A 22613-nucleotide genomic window follows, 5' to 3' on the forward strand; every position below is an offset into this window, starting at 1 on the left:
TACATAGGAGCCTTAATCAGTCTCTTATCTTGAAATTTAAGGATAATAAATGATAATCAATTGGCCACTTATTAGTGTTTTATTTTGTGTCTGCATTCCAGGTGTTTGCATTGCAATGTCTCGCCTGATTGGTTTTTTATTGCCGCAAAACAGTGATGTGATAAAGAAACGATTCAGTCGTGTGGCAATAGTACAAACCTTGATTATGGTTTTTGTAATGAGCTTTGCTGGAGCAGTGCTCTCTGGGCAAACGGGTTTGAATGCGCCCTTGCTGGAAGGCCTTTTAACGGGTAAAGCGTCATTGGATGCATTGCAATCCATTCTATTTCCTGTAGTGTTATTTACTGTTATTGGTACGGTTATATTTTTAGTGTTTTACTACGGTATTGTTGGCTCTATTCTTGATGAACACAGCATTCAGGCCATGGCGAGATTACGTGCAGCTTTAGGACTTGATGGATGCGTGCTTTATGGTGGGGTAGTTGAAGAAGTTATTGTCCGCTGGGGGTTAATGAATGTAGTTGCCTATTTTGGCTTGATGTTTACTCAGCACAATACAAATACTGTTATTGTTATTTCCATGATTCTGAGTGGTTTTCTTTTTGCGGTGGGACAAATTCCTGCTTATGTTGCCGCAGGGTGTATCGCAAGCAGACGTTTTCTGTATTCTTTAATGATGCTAAGTCTTTGGCAGTCATTGGTGTTTGGCCTACTGTTTTGGCAATACGGTCTAATTGCTGCAGTTCTGAGCCACATGTTGTTCCACCTTGCCTGGGGCTATTACGACAAGTATTCCGCTTGATATTTTGCCGGTGCAGCACTATAAGTGTAAAAAAACAGTAAAGTACTTCTTGCTTAATGCAGCCTTAATTTTGAGCATATAATCTGAGACTAACTTTTTAAATTAAAGGTTAAGTTATGGTTGCTTTATCAAATGTGAGCAGTGAATTTTCACTCCTTGTAAAGGAATTACATAAAAAACCTGATAATCCGGCTCTAAAGCAGGAATTAGTCAGTCGCATGGCTGAAATGAAGGCTTTGGCGAGGAAAAATCCTCTTGATTTGTATCGATTGGCGCAGGTGTATGCTCCCACATCGCCACAATATAAAAATATGATGAGGCAGTCTGCCGCCAGTGGATGTACTAATGCCATGCTGTCGCTTACTGAGTTGTTGCTGAAATCAGGTTCATCCAATGATCTGAAAACAGCGGCTTATTATATGAGAATGATTGAGGCGTCCAAGGATACTCATATCATCAAACAAAGCAGGGCGTTTCTTTCTTTATATCCCGAGCTTGCGCAGGAATTACGCACTACAGTTAAAGCAGAACAGTACCACTCTAAAATCAGATTTTTTTCTGCGGCTCCAGAACACGCCCATCAGCAGCAGGACGAATTACACAACGATTTTGCTTTATAATACTAAAAGTAACTCCTCACGTACTTAATTGAACTTACCGAGTTTTCTCCTCTCCACCGCACCTAGCGTGAGGTAGAGGGGGATTAAATCGTGTTGCGAAGCGACCTCATTACCGGAAAAAAATCACGTTTTAATCCAGTAGTTTTTATCCAGTATGGAGGCAAAATCCTTGCCCTGGTATTCTTTTTGATGGGTTTATGAAACAATGGCGTTTTTAATTTTCTTGAATTTTTAGCTGCCATGCATACTGAATTTATTTATATTCCCATAGAACAATTGCATGCGGGTCAATACCAACCCAGACGAGATTTTAATCCAGAATCTTTACATGAATTAGCTCAGTCTATAGCCTCACAAGGTTTAATCGAGCCATTGGTAGTCAGGGCTATTGCCAGGCAGCGATATGAGATAATTGCTGGCGAAAGGCGATGGCGTGCTGCCAAAATAGCAGGATTGGTGGAAGTTCCCTGTTTATTGGGCGAGTACACGGATAAACAGGCCTGTGCGCTCACGCTCATTGAAAATATTCAGCGTCAGGATTTAAATTTAATCGAAGAGGCAACAGGATACCGTCGCTTGATGGATGAGTTTCATTATCATCAGGATGAGATAGCGGTTTTGGTTGGTAAGTCTCGTAGTCATATTGCCAATATTTTACGTTTGCTGACTTTGGCTGAATCGGTTAAGGATTTGATTAGACAAAGTAAGCTTTCTTTAGGACATGCTCGAGTTCTTGTGGGGTTGAGCCGTAATCAGCAAGAACTTTTTGCCCAGCAGACCATGGAAGAACAATGGTCGGTCAGGCAGTTGGAGCAGGCGGTAAAGGAATACAAAAATAATGATTTGGAACCCCCAAAAAATGCCAAAAAAGACCGGGATATAGAGCGTTTACAGTCTATTTTAGCAGAGCAGGTGGGCGCACCTGTGCAAATAGTAAACGATATTGGCGAAGGCGGTTGGTTAAAGGTTAAATTTTTTGATAATGACACGCTTGCGGGGCTTTTGGAGCGTCTGGGCTTAAGATATGATTAACTATACGCATTGTTTTCTACTCTTAATTTTTAAGGAACACAAGTAATGAAAAGGACGTTAATTGGCGTTTGTTTGTGGGCCTTATGGTCTGTATCTTCCGGGACCAGTTTGCAGGCAGGGGTTGACCAGCTAATCAAGCGTTTTAATCCCGACATTAATATTGGCATAGACGTTTTGGATTTAACTTCTGGAGCGACATTATACAAGCGTAATGCAAGCCGTTTGTTTATTCCTGCCAGCAACATGAAACTCTTTTCCGAAGCCGCTACTTTGATGGCGTTGGGCCCCGACTACAGGTTTAAAAATCAGCTGAGTATCGGCGCCGGACAATTGAGTAATGGGGTTCTTAATGGGACTCTTTACCTGCATCTAAGCGGTGATCCTTCGTTTAATCGAGATAATTTAAATTCTCTTTTGGCCACGCTTAAAGAGTGGAATATTCATTCCATTCAGGGTGATGTTGTTATTGACAGTAGTCTTGCGTCTGTTACCGCATATCCACCCGGTTGGTTAAAATCGGATCTTTCCTACAGTTATGGTGCGCCAGTTGCTCCTTTGATGATTGATTCCAATCGCCTCACTATTACTGTTAATCCTGGAGCGCAGGTTGGTTCTCCTGCAATTATTGAAGTGCATGACGGGGGCGGTGCCATAGAATTGGATAGTCAGGTAACAACCAAAGCCAGCGAAAAGGAGTGTGGTGTTGGCTTTACATTAGATAAGAACAATCACTTGACGGTGCGTGGATGTGTTGGTCTGGGTCAATGGGCTTTACAGCAGCGTCTGGCCATTATAAACCCACTAATGTATGCCCAGGGAATGATAAAAAGTCAGTTGGCCAAAGCGGATATTGAACTAAGAGGTCAGGTTCGCTTGGGTAAAGCTCCCGCTGGAACTCTACTCGTTGCAACTCATTATTCTGAGCCTATAAAGTATCTGATGGCCGATACGCTCAAGCCTTCAGATAATCTTTACGCCGATAGTCTGTATCTACATACTGCTGCTAAAATTAGTGGAAAACCGCTGAACTGGGATGATGCCCAGCCAGTTATTAAAAACTTTTTACAGCAACAGACTGGAATAGATTTGACCAATGCCATCTTTACAGATGGCTCTGGTTTGTCTCGATATAATCTGGTGACGCCTGAGCAAACAATTGCTTTGTTGAAATTTTTATATCAGCGTTTTCCTTTGTCCTATGAATACATCGCTGCTTTGCCTATTTCAGGCAGAGACGGTACCTTGAAAAAGCGCTTTAAAGAACCTGGCCAGCAGGGATTTATTCGCGCCAAAACAGGCACCATGACTGGAATGAACAGTTTGTCTGGGTATTTATACACGGTCAATGGCCACGTTTTAGCTTTTGCTATGTACATTAATAAGTTGCCTGGAAAATCTTCGGGACCAGGACGACCGATTCTTGATGCTTTGACGACCTATTTTTTACAACAAAGTCCAGGAACTAACCGATTGGCCAGCGTTTTTGCGCCCCATCAACGAGTAAATTTTCAGATTAACCCTCCGCAAGTGGTCGTTGAGCACAGCCATCAAGCCAGTTGGCGTCGTCTTGAATCTGCAGTTAGACTGGTGCTTAAAGGTCAGGCCGTTAATGTGGTTTACAGAGGACATGAATTAATTGTTAGCGATAATCAAGCGGATGCCAACAAGGTTTGGTCTGCATTACAGGCCTTGACAAAGAAATATTCATTTTCAGTGGCACTGAAATCGGATTCTTGCAACTTGCCATCCAATGGTAAACCGACAATGCTTTGCATCCAAAGTTCCTCTAGTAACGGAGAGCAACAGGGAAGAACATGGATTCTTCGTGAAGCGGTCTAAGCGGCATAACCCTGCGCTAAAGTTGAGGACTATCTTTAGATTTGATGAATTAGACGATTTAGATGTTACTGAGATCATGCCTTGGAATTAATGACATACTTACCCAAGGATGACCTTTTTTAGGAGAAAGTGAATTGCGTTTGCTAATGAAACTGTTTTTTTTAAGCGTTTGCGTGATGAATTGTGTCATTGCATCCCCCAGTTTTTTAACGGTATCTGATATTCATTATGGGAGTCATCTTCAATTAAAGGATGGTGAGGATACGGGTAATGAATTTTTGAACATTACTCTGAACCGTTTCAAAGAGTTAAGCCAAAATGTCGATTTTATTTTGTATTTGGGCGATCTGCCTGTTCATGCTTTATTGGTTACCGCCAAAAAAGAGGCCTATGAAAAAACGTTATTCGCCGGTTTATTGCAAGCGGATACGTCCAAAAAACCCATGTTTTATATTACAGGCAATAATGATTCTTTGGGTGGAAATTATCAACCCTTTGAACAGGGGGGGAAATCTCCTTTGAATTTTGCTACTAATTGGACGGGCGCATGTGTGTATTGTGAAGGATTGCTAATTGATGACCGTTATATGGCAACGCAGGGGTACTACTCCAGTTATGTTATTCCTGATAATAAAGACATTATACTTTTGGCTTTGAACAGTGTTCAGTTTACCCAAACTCCTTTTTATGCCGCTCAATACCCCAATCAACAACACGATGCTAAAAACCAGCTTCTTTGGCTTGAGCAGCAGTTAAAAACCCATAAATCCAGGCAGCTGCTTCTTGCCATGCATGTACCTCCAGGAACATCCTACAAAGGAACAGCATTTTGGCATAAGGCCTATCTCGATCAGTTTATCCAGCTGTTGGATAAATATCATCATCGTTTTGGCCAAATTACCTTACTGACTTCTCATACGCATATGGATGAGTTCAGAGCAATTCGCTTGAGTGACGGTAGCACTATTTATAATTATTCAACACCCAGTATAAGTCGAATTCACCACAATAATCCGGGCATGAAAGTCTTCTATTTAAATCAACAGGACAAGATTCGAGATTTTATTACTTACTACACTACCAAGTTACATCAGTGGGGTAAGGAGCAATATCATGCATTAGGTACTGCGGACGCAGTGTTTCCTAAGTGTACCAATACAGATTTGGCGCAATGCCTGAATGCAATGAGTAAAGAACAGGTTTGCGACAGCATGGGGACTGGTTTGTTTTATGGAGTCAAAAGTCCACGTATTAAAAATCAGTCATGCCTTAAGACTTATTGGATCAATTGATTGATTTGTGCTGTTGTTTGAGCATGCCAGGAACTACTAAAAAATGACTCGGGATGCCACATGTCCGAGTCATTTTTTTGATGATTTATGCAGTAGCAGTATCTAAATTATCAATTTCACTGGGCAGGGTGCGTATTCTTTGTGCTTCAATGACTAAAACTTTGAAGTAATCGTAGGACATATAGAAATCGCCTTTGTCGCCATACTGATCTCCCCAGGAATTACGCAGAGTAAATAGCCCCTTATGCGGGTTACCCTTGTCGTCCAGAGCAACGGCATTATCATCATATCCTGTAATGACCATTTCATGACCGCCAAAATTAGGGTTTAAATAGATGTCTCGGGCAATTTCAGGAGTTAAAACCCAGGTATCAAATTGAGCATGATGTGTGCCCACAGCCCCCATTGTTCCTTGATCAAAATCCAGAAGAAGAACAGCAAAAGTTACTCTATCTCCCTCGTTTAAAGCCGTTTTGATTTGATTTATTGTTTTATTCGTATCCGTTCGTTCAAGTATCGCTTGAAAGAGATCAAGAATTGGTGAAAAAAAGACAGGTTTTTCGTAGAGATCTTCGCTGAGTTTATGGAACTCTTCCAGCGGCATTGCCTGCTCTGCTGTTGGTTGTTCTCTGCTTGGGTACTCTGTCAATCCACCACATCCTGAAGTTCTTTGTTTGTCCTTGCTGACTATGCCAAACTGCACCATTTGGTTGAGTACTGTTTCACCAATAGAGCCATCCCAACCGCTGGGTGAATAGCCATGTTTTTCAAGATATAGCCCCAATTGTAATTGACACAGTTGACTTACATAGTCTCCCTTGTTCAATGCTGCATCTACTGCTGCCGTGGTTGCAAAGGTAACGCAGGTACCATAACTTCCCTGATTTAAAACGGGTACATCATTCATGCCTAACTCAATTTTTGGTGGTAGATAAGATGGAGAATTTAGGGGATTTAATTTGTTAATTGCAGCAATACTGCGTTTATTGAAGGTCTGCACGGCATTGGGCGACAGTTGCATTTTTAGCAGTTTAATGTCGTGTTGTGTTGCGCTTGAATTAAGTGCTTTATATGCAGGGGCTTTTAATGTTTGGGTTATGGTGCCGACCACTTCAAGGCCTTGAGCATACAGATTGGTACTTAGTGACATAGCTAAAAAAAACAACTTGGCGGTGCGCATTGATAAAATCTCCGAGGTGGTACACATTCAATTAGCGGAAGAGCATCATACTCTATGGATTAAAAATAATCAATATAGACTTATAATAATCATTAAGTTAGCTCTCATGGGTATAATAAACTGATTTGTAGACTGGTATAAGCGAGATAACCGCATAGTGCTTCGTCAGTCAAAGACAGAAAGTTCTTCTTGTTTTAGGCAAAGCGATGGCGAAGTAATGATTCTTTTTTTGCCTGGAAAAGGTTTACTTAATATTTGTGGAGTATAGTTAAACTATAAACTCTACATAGGTTAGGCGAGGTTTAAGGGTATGGAGCATTCACAAATGTATCGGGATATGGTAAAGCCATATTCCTGCATCTATCCACGAATTAATGAGTCCGTAACGGAACAGCGCCTCGATATTGAGGCAGTGATTGCTCTGATCAAAAACACGCCCAAAGAAGCGTTGCAAAACAGGTACCGTGATTTATGCGATTTACTGCGTGAAACCAACGATGCACAATGGGGTATAGTGTCCGGGCTTCTTGAGGAGAAAGGTGAGCCTCATTGGGTACGAGATGCAACAGCAGCCCTGCCTCTTGAGCAACGCATACCCCCTAATGCGCCGATTATTGAAGCGAATAATACCTTGCTTCGCTGCCTTTCCCGTTTGCGTCCGGTAGATTATGCAATAAACCAAAAATTCGGTGCGCAAGAGCCGGGAAACACATGTCGTGAGTGTCTGAAAAATCGTTTTACAGAGCTCACTCGTGCTGCCTTGGAAACCGCTCAGAGTGATAAAACACCTGCTGAAAAGCTTAACGAATTACTTCAATTAGAAACCAATTTCAATACCTGCTTGATTGCCGAGCTTCATCAAGCCAATTTAACCCAAGGATGCGAAACCGCAGCACAAGCAGAAGAACTTTTGTTTCATTACCGTAACTTATCCAGTCTTCTTGAAAATCCGGCGAGAATCATGGTGACCCTGACTTATGATGCACAGGCTCAGGTTTTTCAGCGAGAAACGCAATACCCCGTTACCGAAAAAACCTCAAAACAACATGAGTTAATAAAAGAACTATCCCAAATTCAACCTTATCCTTTGGATGAAGAAAAAAATGCGCATAACGTCAAAAATATTGCTGCCCAGCAAGCCGATTCTTTTTTTGCAGGACTAATGAATGAGGACACAACCGCACTTTCTGCACAAGCACGTAAGACTCATCCAATAGGCGCAAAAAATGCGTTTTTAGTTAAAAATGAGTTGTTTAATATTACTGCAGAAGACCTAAAGCAATTTAACCCGGTCAGTGGTGCTGCAGAAAAAGACCATACGCTTTGGTTGGTGCGAATGGGGGTACCAGTTTATGTAGGAAAAGGTGAGAGCGCCAGTGCTGTTGCAGCATATACTGTAGAAAATTTGGAACAGATACGAAAGGCTGCGCTACAGCGAATGGGGATTGATCACCCCAGATTACACGTGACCTGTTTGAATACCTACAGTCCTTTAGAGCATCAGACAATCATGATAGATCACTTATACAAAGCAACACGTCAAAAAGGCAAAGGCGATGATATAACGTATGCTCCCACTAACCCTGACGGCACATTCCGGGCTTTGGATATAGCACCAGGTTTACAATTTGACCCAGAAGACGCACCTGTAAGTACTTTCCCTCTCCAAAAGGCAAACAGATTGGAGCAGGTGGCTAAAATAGTACTCGCCGCCGCAAATCAAGACAATACTTTAAGCATTGTCCAATGTGCCAGCGGACAGGACAGAACAGGAACCGCAGTAGAAAAAGCAACGCAAAGCTGGATGCAAAAACAATACAGCAAAATGGGGAAAGATTCAGCGAATATAGAAACCATGCGTGCGCAAGGCGGAAATGCTGCTGAAATAACGACTCATCATATTCACGGTTCTCCGGGAATGAAAACAGATTCCATGGCGTATAATTTTTTTGGCAGAGGCACAGCTTTTTCCAGGATGGCTTCTCAGCAGTTTTATCGTTCCAGTGCAAAGACCAATAAACAAAACAGGGTTGGGGCTGTTGGTTTTCTCAAACATCCTTCTCCTGAAGCCTGGAGGCAGTATTATGAAAATGTAAGGGCTTATGAGCAAAGCCTTGCCGATTTGGCACAAAGCATTTCTGGTGACACCAAAAAACAACAGCTTTATGACAGTGGAATGCAGCTTTTAGCTCATGTAAAAAAAATTGCGGCAAAACAGCCTGATGCGCACGCATTGGTTGATCTGAACGCAACACTACCGCATTGTACCCTAGTGGTAACAAATCATGATCGATTGAGTAATCCTGAATTCCAGGACAGTATCAGGCGGCTGGCCAGTGTATCCCAGCATGTATCCGGCTCCTCATCTCCTTTATGGAAGGCTTTTGGGGTGGGCTTGCTGACTTTTACCTGTCTGGCATTAGTTGTCGCAGGCGTTGTGGCGGCCATTCCTTCAGGTGGAACCAGTCTTTTATTGACGGTAGTCGGTGCGGTTGCAGTAACCGGAGCCACTGGACTTGGGGCATACGCAACAGGTAGCGAAAAAGGTTTGGCAAAAGCCGTAACGGAATTTAAATCCTCATTACACCATATCAGGCAAGATGAGGAGACAAATCAACACCTTTCTGCATCCGAAGAACAGCCAACAACTCATTAGAGTTTAATAAAAATCAATAGTTGTTGTCGTGACATCAATTGGGCCTGGTTGATTGTAATCAAACATGACTGTTTCAACCACTGGTGCAACAGTAACTTGTCTGTACGCAATCACTTCGGTTGATGTACATACGCAGCCGGAAGATAATATGGCAATTGTTACTAAAAATATCCATTTCATAGTGCGACCCCTTGATTTTGTTATAATCAAATTGTAGCTTAAATAGTCAATCAAGGCCAGTTTTGTCTCTTTCTCGAACTGAGCCCGGTGTTTTTCCATCGACGTAATATAAAAAAGCCAATATTTGAGCGACGGCAACGTACAGCGAGCGAGGGATTTCTTGATTTAGTTTAAGCTTGGATAACAAAGTGGTCAGCTCTTCATTCTGTTGTAAGGGTATGCCATGTTCTTTTGCTGTGGCAATAATTTTTTGCGCAATATAGCCCTCTCCTTTGGCAACTACTCTGGGTGCAGAGGTGCCATCATATCTTAGCGCTACAGCTCTGGTTTTGGTTTTTTTCATATGCGTAAGTCCAGTAGTCGTAAATTTGCTACGTCAATTTGATTGTCCTCTAAGCCTGTTTTTAAATTCCAGTTACGCAGCTGCAGGCCTAAATCTTCAATAATCTGCCGCATATCAGGCTGATATTCTTCAAGCGTTTCCAGCGCTTCGGCATGTTCTGTATTAATTTTTATATCGATTTGCTGTGCCTGTAGCGTAATTGTACTTTGCAAGGCGCCAAGATGGGGCAAATTCAACGCAAACGAGAAAGACCATTGTGATTGTTGCATGGGCTTGGCTTTTTGTTCTTTGATCATAATCGGTATTACATCAACATCCTGATCATTTTTTATAGGCAGATCGAGCATTAACAAGTATCCTTCTTGAGGATCTTGGGATACATGATTGATTTGATGTGCCGTGATTCGAGCCAGAACCTGGTGAATTTGATCGCGTAATACATGTTGCAAAGCCTCCATGGAGAGATTTTGCAGGTTAGGTATTCCATCTTTTGATAAGGGTTGCGGAATGGCGCCTGGTAAAGGTAGAGGATCCCGCCCTAATTGTTTGATTTCAGTATCGGCAACCCGGTAGGAATTAACCCGTCTGTCCACAGGAAGTGTGTTCAACAGTTGTAATAATTGTCCTTTAAAATCAACTTGAGGATTGTATTGGGTAACTCCCTTACCCCAGTTAAGTAGGGTTGACTCGAGAAATATACCGCTATTATTTACTGCCTGGGTAAATTGTTGGGGCAATTGATTCAGGTTGGTGATGCTGTTAAACAAGGATTTGATGTGTTGGCTGACCGTAGAAGGGATTTGGTCTGATTTCATTAGTTGCGTGAGTGTAAGCAGCATAGCACTGGGGGGCGCTTGTTTGGGCAGGGCAGTTCGTAATGCATTTTGCAGCACCGAAACGACCGGATTTTTTTGCTGTACTTCAAGCACTGCTTCTTGAGAAGTTGCGGCAACGACCTTAACTTCTAACAGTTCTCCGGGGGTAAAATGATGTGAACTTTTGGCATTAAGATTTTGACCGTTAATGTTAATCAATACTTGGTCATTGGTTAATGCGGTGAGAACCACTGTTTTAAGCACCTGTCCTACATAAAGATCAGTCGCTGGTTTTGCTACTTTTATCTCCTGGATAGGAGTCAACCTGACATTTACAGGTTTATTCATTTCGACAGCCATGGGCATCCTTTCGGTTCAATTTGAATCAGTATATACTCTTCCACAGTGTTGTCGGCAGATTTAAGAATTGCTTTAAAATTTATCATAAACAGATACCAGCATTAGAATCAGGATACTCATAGCTCTTAAGGATCAGAATGATGTCTTGAACTAATCTGGTCATTATGCAATCAGAACAGGATGTGATGATGTTAGATAGAGCCAGTGTAGTTGATGAGCAGTTTATCAGGCGTGTGGCGGTAGGTGATTTTCCCAAACCACAAAGTACCATGACTCCAGAAATGGCGGAGTTGGATAAAAAAACAGCCATAGAGCTGTTTGATTCACAGATTAAATCCCGTTTACTTGACTTAATTGCCAGGCAGTTAAAAGAAAAGGGATTATCTTTTTATACCATAGGCAGTAGCGGCCATGAGGGCAACGCTGTAATGGGACAGGTTTTTAAATGCACTGATATGGCTTTTTTGCATTATCGCAGTGGCGCATTTTATTTACAAAGGGCAAAACAACTTCAGGGTACGGATGGAGTCAAGGATGTACTCTTGTCTTTAGTTGCTGCCGCCTCAGATCCTGTTTCTGGCGGTAGACACAAAGTATTTGGCAGTGTTTCATTGAATATACCGCCGCAAACCTCCACTATAGCCTCTCATTTACCTAAAGCATTAGGGGCAGCCTTATCCATAACTCGGGCCAAAGAATTAGGCATAAATGCTAATCTGGCCGCTGATTCAGTCATCGTTTGTTCTTTTGGTGATGCGTCGACCAATCATGCGTCCACGCAAACAACATTAAATGCATGCTCCTGGTTGGCGACACAAAATTATCCATTACCTATAGTCTTTATATGTGAAGATAATGGGATTGGTATTTCCGTGCCTACCCCTTCTGATTGGATAGCAACCTCCATCCGTTCTCGCCCTGGTTTGCATTATATCGCCTGTGACGGATTAAATATTGCCGATACCTATGCCAAAGCTCAGGAAGCTGAGTATTTGGCTCGAACCCGCAAACAACCCGTATTTTTGCATATGCGCTGCGTGCGTTTGTTGGGACATGCGGGCTCTGATATTGAATCTCAATACAACAGTCACAGTGAAATAGAACGTAGAGAGGCGCAAGATCCCTTATTGCATACGGCAGGTATACTCCATAAAGAGGGTTGGATGTCCCTGCAATCCATGGTTAATCTCTATGAGGATAACAAAGCTTTAATCGAGGCTAAAGCGGTTGAAGTGATTAGAGAGCCGCGCATGAGTAGTGCTGAAGAAGTGATGGCATCCATCATCCCCAGAACAGGGCATAACACAGAGTACAAGCTTCCCGACGAAGCGACTCGAGCCAAAGTATTTTTGGGAGCTTATAACCAGTTATCGTTAAAACGCAACATGTGCCAACACATTAATTTTGCATTAACCGATTTGATGCTGCAGTATCCTAATATGTTGATTTTTGGTGAGGACGTAGGTAAAAAGGGCGGGGTTTATCGAGTGACGGCTGATTTGCAGGCTCGCTTCGGCCAGCGGAGAGTTTTTGACACCATACTTGATGAAACGACTATTTTAGGAACAGCAATTGGTTTGGCCCATAATGGGTTTATTCCAGTACCTGAAATTCAATTTTTAGCTTATCTACATAATGCCGAAGATCAATTGCGTGGTGAAGCCTCCACTCTTTCTTTTTTTTCCAGTGGTCAATACACGAATCCTATGGTAGTCAGGATTGCTTCATTGGCTTATCAGAAAGGATTTGGCGGGCATTTTCATAATGATAATTCCATTGCCGTATTACGTGATTTACCTGGAGTCATTGTTGCCTGTCCCTCTAATGGCCCCGATGCCGCACGAATGTTGCGTTCTTGCATGCGTTTAGCGCACCAGGAAGGGCGGGTGGTTGTTTTTTTAGAGCCTATTGCTTTGTATATGACCAAAGACTTGCATACTCCGGGCGATAATGGTTGGCTTTTCGATTATCCTGCACCTTATGAGCACATTAATCCGGGTAGTGTTGGGGTTTTTGGTGCCGGTGAAACCGTTATTTTAACCTATGCCAATGGCTACTATCTGTCACGGCAGGCAGAAAAAGTGTTACGTGAGCATCATGGAATTCAAGTAAAAGTGGTTGATTTGCGCTGGCTTAGTCCTTTGCCCAAACACGCCATATTAGAAGAAGTCGCTCAGGCAAAACGCATTTTAATTGTCGACGAAGGTAGACAAAGCGGCTCAATTAGTGAAGGATTGGTAACATTATTAGTAGAGGAAGCAGCAGCAGGAATGAAAATAAAACGCCTCACTGGAAAAGATTGTTTTATTCCATTGGGAACCGCCTGGCAGTATCTATTACCCAGTCAGGAAAGTATAGTCGATGCGGTCATCGCATTACAGTCAGATAAAAGGGAGAAGGAAAGTGGACGATTTGTTATTTCTTGATGAACAATTGCATGATGATGAGCGCATGATAAGGGACAGTGTTGCCCGTTTTGTCAGCAATGATGTGATTCCATTAATGGCTGAGTCTTTTGAAAAGGCTCATTTTCCTCGTGAGCTCATGAAAAAATCTGCAGAGCTTGGTTTATTGGGTTTGACTTTGCCGGCACAATACGGGGGTGCAGAGGCATCTTATGTTGCCTACGGTCTGGTTTGTCAGGAGTTGGAGCGAGGGGATAGCGGTTTACGCAGCTTTGTCTCTGTGCAAAGTTCTTTATGTATGTATCCTATTTTTAAATACGGTAATGAAGAACAAAGAATGCGCTATTTGCCCTCTATGGCCGCAGGAAAAATCATAGGTTGCTTTGGTTTAACCGAACCTGATTCCGGTTCAGATCCTGCCAGTATGCGTACTAATGCTAAAAAAGTAGATGGCGGCTGGATTTTAAATGGAGCAAAAATGTGGATCACCAATGCTCCTATTGCAGATATTGCCATAGTCTGGGCAAAAACTGATTCAGGCATTAGAGGATTTATTGTCGATACTCACGCCAAGGGCATGAGTTGTCCCGAAATTAAAATGAAAATGTCTTTACGTGCTTCCATAACCGGTGAGTTAGTTTTTGATAACGTTTTTGTTCCCGATGAAAACCTTCTCCCTGGCACGGAAAAAGGATTAGGAGCGGCTCTGAGTTGCTTAAGTCAGGCTCGATATGGAATTGCCTGGGGAGCAATGGGCGCTGCTATGGCGTGTTTTGACATGGCGCAAGACTACGTGATGGAGCGCAAGCAATTTGATAAGCCATTGGCCTCTTATCAATTAATCCAAAAAGATTTGGCAGATATGTACACCGAAATAATCAAGGCGCAATGTCTTAATTTACAAATAGGCCGTTTGAAAGACCAGCACAAAGAAACACCCACTATGATTTCACTGGCAAAAGGGAACGCATGTCGCGAGGCATTGAAAATTGCACGAAAATGTAGGAATCTAATGGGTGGAAATGGAATTAGTCTTGAGTATCATGTGATCAGACATATGCTTAATCTGGAATCAGTCTTCACATATGAGGGTACTGATAATGTTCATACCTTGGTCTTGGGAAGGCATATAACGGGTATTAATGCTTTTGGTTAAATGGCTGCTGTTGTTCCAGTGGCAGTTCCAGGCGCCATAAGCTGATTGCTTGATATTGTTCGATTCTGGTTCTTCCGTCCATGGAGGGAAGAACTTTCAGAGTGTTTTTTTTATAAACTCTGGTGTTAAGTGTAGGATTTCTGAGACTTGATACAGGATTATCTTCTGGATTTACCATTAGTTGTTTAGGGAAATGCGGTGTTATCAACGGTTTTATTCAGAACATTACAGGAGTTTATATGATTAAGAAATTAAAAGGAGTTATCGTTCTAGGTTTGTCTGTTTTGGCCTTTAATGCACAGGCAAATCATTCCTTGGAAGGTAAAGATGCATTGACGCAAAAATGCCGGGATTTGGCCCAAACGGTTGCGTCTTTGGTATCCAGCCAGCAAAAAAGAGCATGCGCTGAAAAGCTGATGACTGCTTCGACTCAAATTGATATCGCAGGGGATTGGATTGCAGATGATTTTTATACAGCTGCAAAAAAAGAGCTTGATAATGCGGTCTTTAGTTTGCAATATGCCGAGTTGAATAATTGCAACAGATACATCCAAATATCGCACTCCAAATTTGAGGCACAAAGAATAAAAAATTCCCTATAACAAAAAGTGAGTAACTTCCCATCTACTCAACTGACTTTAATCCGTTTTCTTCCCTTCGCTTAGCGTTGTGGAGAGGAGGAGTGCATAGGAAGTTACACTGTTATTAATTTAATAGTTGGTTATAAGGAGGATGTTGGAGTAAAAGTATGTGAATGATGCTGATGGATTTGAATTTAATCCCCTTATTTATTAACACGGTATTTTACTTGTACCAGATTGTTACCAAAAGTTTTCGTTTCAAGCAATTGCAAATTAATGTCCTCTTTAATCGAACCAAATAAAGAACGGCCTGAACCTAGCAGCACGGGGATATAAGTTATGGTTATTTCATCAACCAGTTTTTGCGCCAAAAATCCTTGTATGGTTACACCCCCATCAATATAAACATGTTTCACCCCTTGATTACTGAGTTGTTCTATCAATTCCTGGGGATTTTTTCTGGTAACGGAGACATGAGAACTTAAATCGTCAGGAATATGAACCGCCTGACTGCTCATTACTATGACAGGCAGTATGCCATAAGGCCATTCTGCAAAGGTCCTGATTTTTTCATAAGAAGAACGCCCCATAATCAAAGTATCAACGGTAGCAATAAACTGCTTATAACCACAATCCTCTCCTTCTGGGACCAATTCATGCGATTTCATCAACCAATCAATAGCCCCATCATCCCTGGCAATATAACCATCAAGACTTGTAGCAATAAAAACAGAACATTTAGGATGTTGCATAGAAAAGCCTCGGAATATTTCATAATCTTTGCAGTGTAATCCAGAGAAGGACAGAACAATACTTTTTTTTTACAACACCAGATTTTAGGAACATAAGACCAACGAATTCCAGCGAATCATCACCTCGAATGCCAAAACAATAAACAAAATCCTCTTGTTATTTTAACCCAACTTAGATATGATTGCCTGCAAATCGGGGCGTAGCGCAGCCTGGTAGCGTACTAGCATGGGGTGCTAGTGGTCGAAGGTTCAAATCCTTCCGTCCCGACCATAGTCCAGTAAAGTTTTTGATAAAATCCATTTTTCTGGAATCCTGATTCAATCCAAATAACGATTCAAAATTGTTTTAGCACCCACTTATTTCAGTAGTTCTTTCGTTAACAGCCATAGGATTTATTAAATTTGATGATATTTGGCAGACCTTTTATAAGCCATCTGATTTAATTCAAGGCAGAAACTATATGGACAGATTAATTGCTTTAAAAAATAGAAGATGATGGTTCTTGTACTGAAAAAGCTCAAAAAGCAAGAAGAGAAAGCTATGGGATTAAAGACGCACTGTATGGCATTATTAGTGCTCATAAACAAGATAAAGCTTATCTGTCATTAGACCTAGCCTATAATATGTTTGCATTTAACTCAATACGATATTGTTATCGCACTGAGCCTGAAAAAAGGCATTAGAGTTGGTTACAGAATCTTACTTTAAATCATATAGTTAAAAATTAAATATAAATCTTACCTTAACTTGAAATTTAATCTTGGTATCAATTTGAAAAATTGCATCCCTTTCATATTCAAAACATAATATCTTCTTGTGAGATTGGATGAACTAATATTTAATGAATTTAATTGGTTAATCCGACATTCCGCACCTAATTTCCAGAATAAATATTCCTGTATCTCTGCCTAATGTGCTGCGAACGAACCTCAATGCAAACTTTGACTGATGAAAAACAACTCTGGATGGAACAATTTATAAACTAAATTTGACCTGACAGACACTTCTTAAAAACCGGCAACTGTCAGACCAAATTTGAACTACTAAAACTAAAAAAAATCCTGATGGGGATATCATACCTGATTGGTAACCATGTTATTTCAGGTCAGCGGTTTACTGCTGGCCTTTATCTCTATCAGTCTCTTATGTCGTATTTATCATATATCAAAAAATTTTAGAGTTTTGATTTAAGTGTTGGTGAATGTCCTTCACTATGAGGTAGATTTTTATTTTCACTAGCAAAGAAAAGTTCATAGAATACTCGTTCCATCCTGTAATTCATTGTTTGCTTTTTTTTTAAATAGATACTCGCTTGAATCAATAATCCGGATAAAGTTTCATTCGTCATTTTCGGTAGGACTTCAGCTAACTCTTTAGAGTCTAATTTTACTGATCCGCAAGCACTTACTTTAACACTAAAATGAAATGGAGGAATGGAAATTTCTGGAACTTCTGCATAGCTTTCATTTTGTCGACGTTGAATTTCAAGATACATCATTTCTTTAAATTCAATCAGATCTTCTATAGCTAATGAATCAAAAGTTACATCCATATATGTTTTTCCATCAATAATATGGGTTAACTCATGCCATAAAACTACCGCATCCACACCAGTTAAGGTTACTTCTTTGACACGCAATGCATCTAAGGGATCCTTGTACGTTACACTCATTTCGATAGGGCTTATTACGGTACAACGATTAGGGCAAGGAACACTCAAGCATGCATGATTAAATTTTTGGGTTTCTTTACTTACCGCTGTAATGATTGGATTAACCATAACCATGGCTTGTGGAAATTTTGTGCCAGGATAACGCTGCGCTACCCCTGAAGTATGTTCTGGGATGTCGTGAAACACACCTACGATTGTAAAACGGTAAGGATTTTGAATTGCGGCGCATTGATTCGCTGCAATTCCTGCACCACCAGTCTGAATTAGTACTGATTTTGCGTGTTCTATTTGTTTGGTTAATTCTTCCTGTTGTTCTAAGGTGGCATGATCAGGAAAATAAATTCCAGGCTTTTGCAAAATTGGATCACCTGTAACTCGAATAAGAGGAGTTGTTTGGGAAACAAAGCAGCATATTTTATCTAGTGTTTTGTATTGTGCGTGGAAATGTAATTCTTGTTTATATTCTTCTGTTGTAACTAACAGTTTATATTCTAAAAATATCCCTTGGGTATTTGTATAAGTACTGCATATTTGTAGCTCATCCCAACTTTGTACTTGTGATGCAAGTTGTTCTAAGCGTAATAAATCGTCTTCTTTAAATAAGGAAGTTTTAAGAATAAATGTTTTTGCTTGTCTGACAGTCTCGAAATCAGAACTTTGTAATAACCAAGCTGCTGTTAAACGTGCTTTTAACGTTTCTAATGGGTGAATTGGATAATACGAGGTATCGAGTACTTTGTTTTTAAATTCAGAAAAAATAGTTAAAGGTAAAAGCTTCATTATAATCCTAAAGTGATTCAGTGACAAAAAATTCTTCTAATTGGGTTGTTTTATTAGAGGATAAAAATTGAAGTCCAATAAAACCCAGAATACAACATCTGTTGATGAGGGTACAATTTCAGCAGTGTCAAGTATCGATGCAATTATAACATTAAGAATAACAACAGAAATATGAGAAATCCATTTTGTATGTTCCTCTAAACAGTAACTAAGAGCTATGGTCGAAGACATAATGTCATAGCTTAATTTCTATAATTTCATTTGGCCATTCATTATCACCAAAAAGAGGTCCAAAACAAGCTGGTTTCTGAACATTACGGCTCCAAAATATATTACCCATATCAAAATGCCACCACTCATATTGGTAAATAGTAAAGCCAACTTTTTTCATTGCAGTTCGTAATATCGTTCTGGATTTTTTGATATTTATCTCTTCAGGCAATAGATTTTCTTTAATATCATAGTAGTTGCTATGCGCTTTAGTTGAGCAATCATCAAATGCAGTTCCCATTTCTAATTCATTACCATTAGTAATGTCGTATAAAGTGAGGTCAATTGCACCTCCACTAAGATGCGGAGGGCAATATTCATCTCCAATTTTGGAAGGAGCAGACATATACTTTTGGGTTTGGGTATAATTTTCTTCATTAGTAAGATCCGGGTATTTACTTCGGATTTCCTCCCTCATCCAATTAAAAAGTTTCTCCTGAACTTCTCTTGGTCTATATACGTCCCAAACAACAAATCCGTATTGTTCTGGTAAGAATTCTAATGCTTGAATAAGTTTGGTTAGAATGGCATTTCTTCCAAAAATCTGAGAAAAAGGACTAAAGCCTAATTTAAAATACATAGGGTCAATTTTAATACGAGGGTGTTTATTATTTTGAAATTCCACCGCTTCGAAATCATTGTCGGAAAATTCTGTTATGATCATTGCAATGAACATCTTTAATATATTACAAATAATAGACAGATAATATAATAAAATAGTGCATTAATATAAGTGCGTTAGCGTGATCAATTAATCCTCTTGGCCTTCTTTTCAGTCTTCTTCATGTACAGTACTATAGAATATTAAAGGGGTGGGAATTAGTATTTCCTGTATTTTGGAAGTGCCAGGTCTAAGAGAAAGCTTAAGATCAGGGTTTGCTTTTTGCTTCCTGGCAATACCCCCAGCGAAGGGCAAGGCCTGCCCAACTAAGTGTGCTACTCAATCACCTCTACACCCATGGGGTATTATTTTACCTCATCTATATTGCATAAGGACATAAAGAATGAATGCACGTCGTTTAAGAAATTCACTGATTACGATGACTGGCGGATTGGTGTTAATGAATACGGCCTGGGCGGGGGCATCTGTATGGACTTTTGCACCCGTATCAGAATACCCGCCTTCGGTGAGTGTGAGTTCTTCAGGGATAGCAACCGTCAAATACACGGTCACCAATCAATCGCATAAATCCCATACACTAACGATTAGGCCTATTCAGGGTATTACATCTTCAGGGTGCACGTCATCCTTAGGATATCATCAATCGTGTACCTTGACCCTGACCGTGGCTGGCAGTGGTTTAAAGGGCGATGTGTTTGGAGGCCCTATACTTTGCGACCAGAACAATTCCAGTCAATGCTATCAACCAAGTCAGGCGAATAGTCTGGCCATTCGCCTGACGCAAACACCTCCCGTGCAACAGTATACGATTATCTCTTCTGCGGGCAGCAATGGATCGGTTAGCCCCAGCGGTTCTCAAACGGTGAACTCCGGAACCTCACTAATCTTTACTGCAACACCCGATACTAATTTTGGAGTGAGTCAGTGGCTGGTTGACGGTACTCCGGCTCAACAGGGTGGCACCACCTATCAACTGACCAATATCACCGCCAATCACACGGTTAATGTGACCTTCGGTACAGTGACACTGACACCAAGCGTGTCCACGCTAGGGCTTTCGGTGAATTGCCCTGCCGCATCAATGTCTCCTGATTGTGCACAAAAAAATAACGCATTAACCGGAAATCCACGCCAAATTACGATAACCAACACCGGTTCTGGTGATGCCACTAATGTATTAGTTAGCTCTTCTGGGTTGCCCTCTGATGCCTCCGTGTCGCCCTCCAGTTGCGCTACTATTGCTGCTAATGGCGGACAATGTGTGATTACTGTCACCCCTGGTGCCATAGCAAGTGCTAATGCAAGCAGTGCTCTGTGCACTACAGGAGTGCGGCCCGAAGGAAGTATCAGTGTGACTGCAGATGGCGGATTGTCTGCGTCAGTAAATGTCTATGTCCTGAGTTATGGTTGCATTTATCAAGGTGGCTTCATTTATTCCATAGATGATACAACTACAAATACAGGCAGTATCGGTGGAAAGACGGCAGCAGTCGGGGATACTTATCCAGGACCAACATCGGTTACTTTAGGAACTCCTAATTGGGGTGGATCTGGAACAAATATTGGTTCTGCTTTATACGAAACCAACCCTCAAGGTGCGAATAATGGCAGTGCCAATAGTGCAGCCATCGTCAGCGCATTAACTACAAATTTCAGCAGCCCGCCTTACAACGGCGCATCCCCCGTACCTTTAGTTAATTACGCTGCAGGATTATGCAGTTTGTTGTCTGTTAATGCAGCAGGGACTGCATCCTGCACCGCCCCTGATACCTGTTACACCAATTGGTATTTGCCAGCCATTTGTGAGTGGGGTCCATATGGCGCTATCTGTACTTCCGGGAGTACCAATATTCAACAGCAACTCTTTGAAAATCTATTGATTCCAGGCGCTACTCTTGGGCTGGTAAATGGGGGCTTCTACTGGAGTTCTACCGGGAACTCGTTCAATCCACTGAACACTGCGTGGTACCAGCGCATAGGTGGCGGTGGTGGCAGCTTTCGCAGCACCAGCAATAAGGGCGTTCGGATTGGTGCTCGGTGTTCTCGGGCTTTAACCCTTTAACCATTTATCCCTTTTTCTTTTGACCTTGCTTTGCAAAACGTGCAAAGCGGGTCATTGATATAAAAGAGAAATAAAACACATCTTTTAGGGTTGTTCTCAACTATGAGCACTGGATACGCTGCTGCGGTTTTTGGTCTTTTTTAGATCAAAATAAAAATCGAAGATCGCAACGATAAGGATTTCTTAATAAATATCTATACCGACGAAAAATTTTTTTCTAAAGCGAGATTGCCTGTAGATGTCTTACGAAATACAAAAATTCCTATAGCCAGAAAAGTATCTCTTAATGACGATTGCTACTGTTGTATTCCAGGGCTTGCCACTCTGTTTGGCCGGGGTAGGTAATCCTTTAACTTGGCAATAATGCAGTTCCATATTTTTGTCTTTAAGTTCACCTGGCATCAGTGTATCGTATTTCATTCATATTGTGCCGGTTTAGCCCTTGTGTTATAAAATCTATCACATGAAGTGCTGTATTTTGACAGGGAGAAAATCAGTGTATGAATCTGGATTTTATAAGAGCAACACTTTGCAAAAGCCGCCATTAGAGCTTATTTACGAATATCCTGATGAGAATAAAAACATCCATATATTCCAAAGTGGAGCTCATTGTATCAGGGGTTTGATCGTAGACAGACAGAGTGAATATAATGTTAGCTTGACGGCATCTTGTTTAATGAAAGGCAGCGTATATATTTTTTCGTTCACCAATTATGATGGCGTTGAGAAAGCGATAATATACCATGCAACCTCTACTGGACCGAGATATGCTGAGTGGATTGCATCGCAAATCGCTGGTGAAACCGATTTATCGAAAGTATCTATCATCATTGCAACACCTGCAGATGACAAAAATTGTATTGATAGCGGTGAAGATTTGATGGATATTACCACAAATTACTCAGAATATTTACTGCGCATGGGTTTTGAGGGTAAAATTAAAGTTCTTTTTGGCAATGATGCTTATTCAATCAACAGCCAGGGAAAACATGGCCTTCCTCATCATTTTGATGATTTAGCTTTTATTAAAACTACAAAGCCCGATGTGTCTTTTCCTGTTCATGACCAGGAACAACGTGATAACAACTCCAAGAGCAGTTGCCTACTCCTTTGAGGATTCTATTATTGGCTTTATTTCATAACTTTTTATATTCTCTCTCTTTTATATGGAGAGAGGGTTAAAAATACCTATA

The 22613-nt window shown here is 41.1% G+C and carries 18 protein-coding genes and 1 tRNA gene; 12 read left to right on the top strand and 7 right to left on the bottom strand.

Annotated features, from left to right (window positions below):
• Window positions 1-49 precede the first annotated feature (49 nt).
• From Lwor_RS09365 to Lwor_RS09385, 5 genes are all read left to right on the top strand, one after another.
• Window positions 50-802 carry a CPBP family glutamic-type intramembrane protease gene (locus Lwor_RS09365; RefSeq protein WP_058493626.1) on the top strand — a complete coding sequence of 251 codons (753 nt, stop codon included), beginning with the start codon at window positions 50-52 and terminating at the stop codon, window positions 800-802.
• Between the two features lie 116 nt (window positions 803-918).
• The gene (locus Lwor_RS09370) at window positions 919-1422 is read left to right on the top strand and encodes a hypothetical protein (protein WP_058493627.1); all 504 of its coding nucleotides are present in this window, start codon (window positions 919-921) and stop codon (window positions 1420-1422) included.
• 240 nt (window positions 1423-1662) lie between these two features.
• Window positions 1663-2454, top strand: coding sequence for a ParB/RepB/Spo0J family partition protein (locus Lwor_RS09375; protein WP_058493628.1), 792 nt, complete (start codon window positions 1663-1665; stop codon window positions 2452-2454).
• Window positions 2455-2499: 45 nt separating this feature from the next.
• Complete coding sequence (dacB, locus tag Lwor_RS09380) at window positions 2500-4293, top strand: D-alanyl-D-alanine carboxypeptidase/D-alanyl-D-alanine endopeptidase (protein WP_058493629.1); 1794 nt, start codon at window positions 2500-2502, stop codon at window positions 4291-4293.
• 146 nt (window positions 4294-4439) lie between these two features.
• Window positions 4440-5585, top strand: coding sequence for a metallophosphoesterase (locus Lwor_RS09385; RefSeq protein ID WP_058493630.1), 1146 nt, complete (start codon window positions 4440-4442; stop codon window positions 5583-5585).
• A gap of 85 nt (window positions 5586-5670) precedes the next feature.
• Here Lwor_RS09385 and Lwor_RS09390 read toward each other — a convergent pair whose 3' ends face one another.
• On the bottom strand, window positions 5671-6765 hold the full coding sequence (locus Lwor_RS09390) for a C1 family peptidase (RefSeq protein ID WP_058493631.1): 1095 nt from the start codon (window positions 6763-6765) through the stop codon (window positions 5671-5673).
• Window positions 6766-7075: 310 nt separating this feature from the next.
• Between Lwor_RS09390 and Lwor_RS09395 the strand changes: the two genes are divergently transcribed.
• Window positions 7076-9421 (top strand): hypothetical protein, encoded by a 2346-nt coding sequence (locus tag Lwor_RS09395; protein ID WP_147279851.1) that lies wholly within the window; start codon window positions 7076-7078, stop codon window positions 9419-9421.
• 3 nt (window positions 9422-9424) lie between these two features.
• On the opposite strand, the gene Lwor_RS13915 is transcribed toward Lwor_RS09395, so the two are convergent.
• The 3 genes from Lwor_RS13915 to fliK are packed head-to-tail and all read right to left on the bottom strand — an operon-like array spanning window position 9425 to window position 11119.
• On the bottom strand, window positions 9425-9601 hold the full coding sequence (locus Lwor_RS13915; RefSeq protein ID WP_169792193.1) for a hypothetical protein: 177 nt from the start codon (window positions 9599-9601) through the stop codon (window positions 9425-9427).
• A gap of 46 nt (window positions 9602-9647) precedes the next feature.
• On the bottom strand, window positions 9648-9944 hold the full coding sequence (locus tag Lwor_RS09400) for an EscU/YscU/HrcU family type III secretion system export apparatus switch protein (RefSeq protein ID WP_058493633.1): 297 nt from the start codon (window positions 9942-9944) through the stop codon (window positions 9648-9650).
• Window positions 9941-11119, bottom strand: a complete 1179-nt coding sequence (gene fliK, locus Lwor_RS09405; protein WP_058493634.1) for a flagellar hook-length control protein FliK — start codon at window positions 11117-11119, stop codon at window positions 9941-9943. Before fliK ends, Lwor_RS09400 begins: the two co-directional genes overlap by 4 nt.
• A gap of 188 nt (window positions 11120-11307) precedes the next feature.
• Between fliK and Lwor_RS09410 the strand changes: the two genes are divergently transcribed.
• The 3 genes from Lwor_RS09410 (at window position 11308) to Lwor_RS09425 (ending at window position 15282) form a co-directional block, all read left to right on the top strand.
• Window positions 11308-13545, top strand: a complete 2238-nt coding sequence (locus Lwor_RS09410; protein ID WP_058493671.1) for a dehydrogenase E1 component subunit alpha/beta — start codon at window positions 11308-11310, stop codon at window positions 13543-13545.
• Window positions 13523-14680, top strand: a complete 1158-nt coding sequence (locus tag Lwor_RS09415) for an acyl-CoA dehydrogenase family protein (RefSeq protein ID WP_058493635.1) — start codon at window positions 13523-13525, stop codon at window positions 14678-14680. The genes Lwor_RS09410 and Lwor_RS09415 overlap by 23 nt, the downstream gene beginning before the upstream one ends.
• A gap of 239 nt (window positions 14681-14919) precedes the next feature.
• Window positions 14920-15282, top strand: coding sequence for a hypothetical protein (locus Lwor_RS09425; RefSeq protein WP_058493637.1), 363 nt, complete (start codon window positions 14920-14922; stop codon window positions 15280-15282).
• A 182-nt stretch (window positions 15283-15464) separates the two neighbouring features.
• On the opposite strand, the gene Lwor_RS09430 is transcribed toward Lwor_RS09425, so the two are convergent.
• Window positions 15465-16013 (bottom strand): dihydrofolate reductase family protein, encoded by a 549-nt coding sequence (locus Lwor_RS09430; RefSeq protein ID WP_058493638.1) that lies wholly within the window; start codon window positions 16011-16013, stop codon window positions 15465-15467.
• 194 nt (window positions 16014-16207) lie between these two features.
• Between Lwor_RS09430 and Lwor_RS09435 the strand changes: the two genes are divergently transcribed.
• Window positions 16208-16284 (top strand) — tRNA-Pro (locus tag Lwor_RS09435).
• A 904-nt stretch (window positions 16285-17188) separates the two neighbouring features.
• Here the strand turns inward: Lwor_RS09435 and Lwor_RS09440 are convergent.
• Both Lwor_RS09440 and Lwor_RS09445 read right to left on the bottom strand, forming a co-directional pair.
• Window positions 17189-18466: a peptide deformylase gene (locus Lwor_RS09440; protein WP_058493639.1), complete on the bottom strand. Its 1278-nt coding sequence runs from the start codon at window positions 18464-18466 to the stop codon at window positions 17189-17191.
• A 235-nt stretch (window positions 18467-18701) separates the two neighbouring features.
• Window positions 18702-19400: a M15 family metallopeptidase gene (locus tag Lwor_RS09445; RefSeq protein ID WP_058493640.1), complete on the bottom strand. Its 699-nt coding sequence runs from the start codon at window positions 19398-19400 to the stop codon at window positions 18702-18704.
• 340 nt (window positions 19401-19740) lie between these two features.
• Between Lwor_RS09445 and Lwor_RS09450 the strand changes: the two genes are divergently transcribed.
• Together Lwor_RS09450 and Lwor_RS09455 are read left to right on the top strand one after the other, a co-directional pair.
• Window positions 19741-21420 (top strand): InlB B-repeat-containing protein, encoded by a 1680-nt coding sequence (locus tag Lwor_RS09450; protein WP_058493641.1) that lies wholly within the window; start codon window positions 19741-19743, stop codon window positions 21418-21420.
• 496 nt (window positions 21421-21916) lie between these two features.
• Window positions 21917-22534, top strand: coding sequence for a hypothetical protein (locus tag Lwor_RS09455; protein ID WP_058493642.1), 618 nt, complete (start codon window positions 21917-21919; stop codon window positions 22532-22534).
• Window positions 22535-22613 lie beyond the last annotated feature (79 nt).

Origin of the sequence: Legionella worsleiensis, from assembly GCF_001467535.1 — a bacterium.
Taxonomy (GTDB): Bacteria; Pseudomonadota; Gammaproteobacteria; order Legionellales; family Legionellaceae; genus Legionella; species Legionella worsleiensis.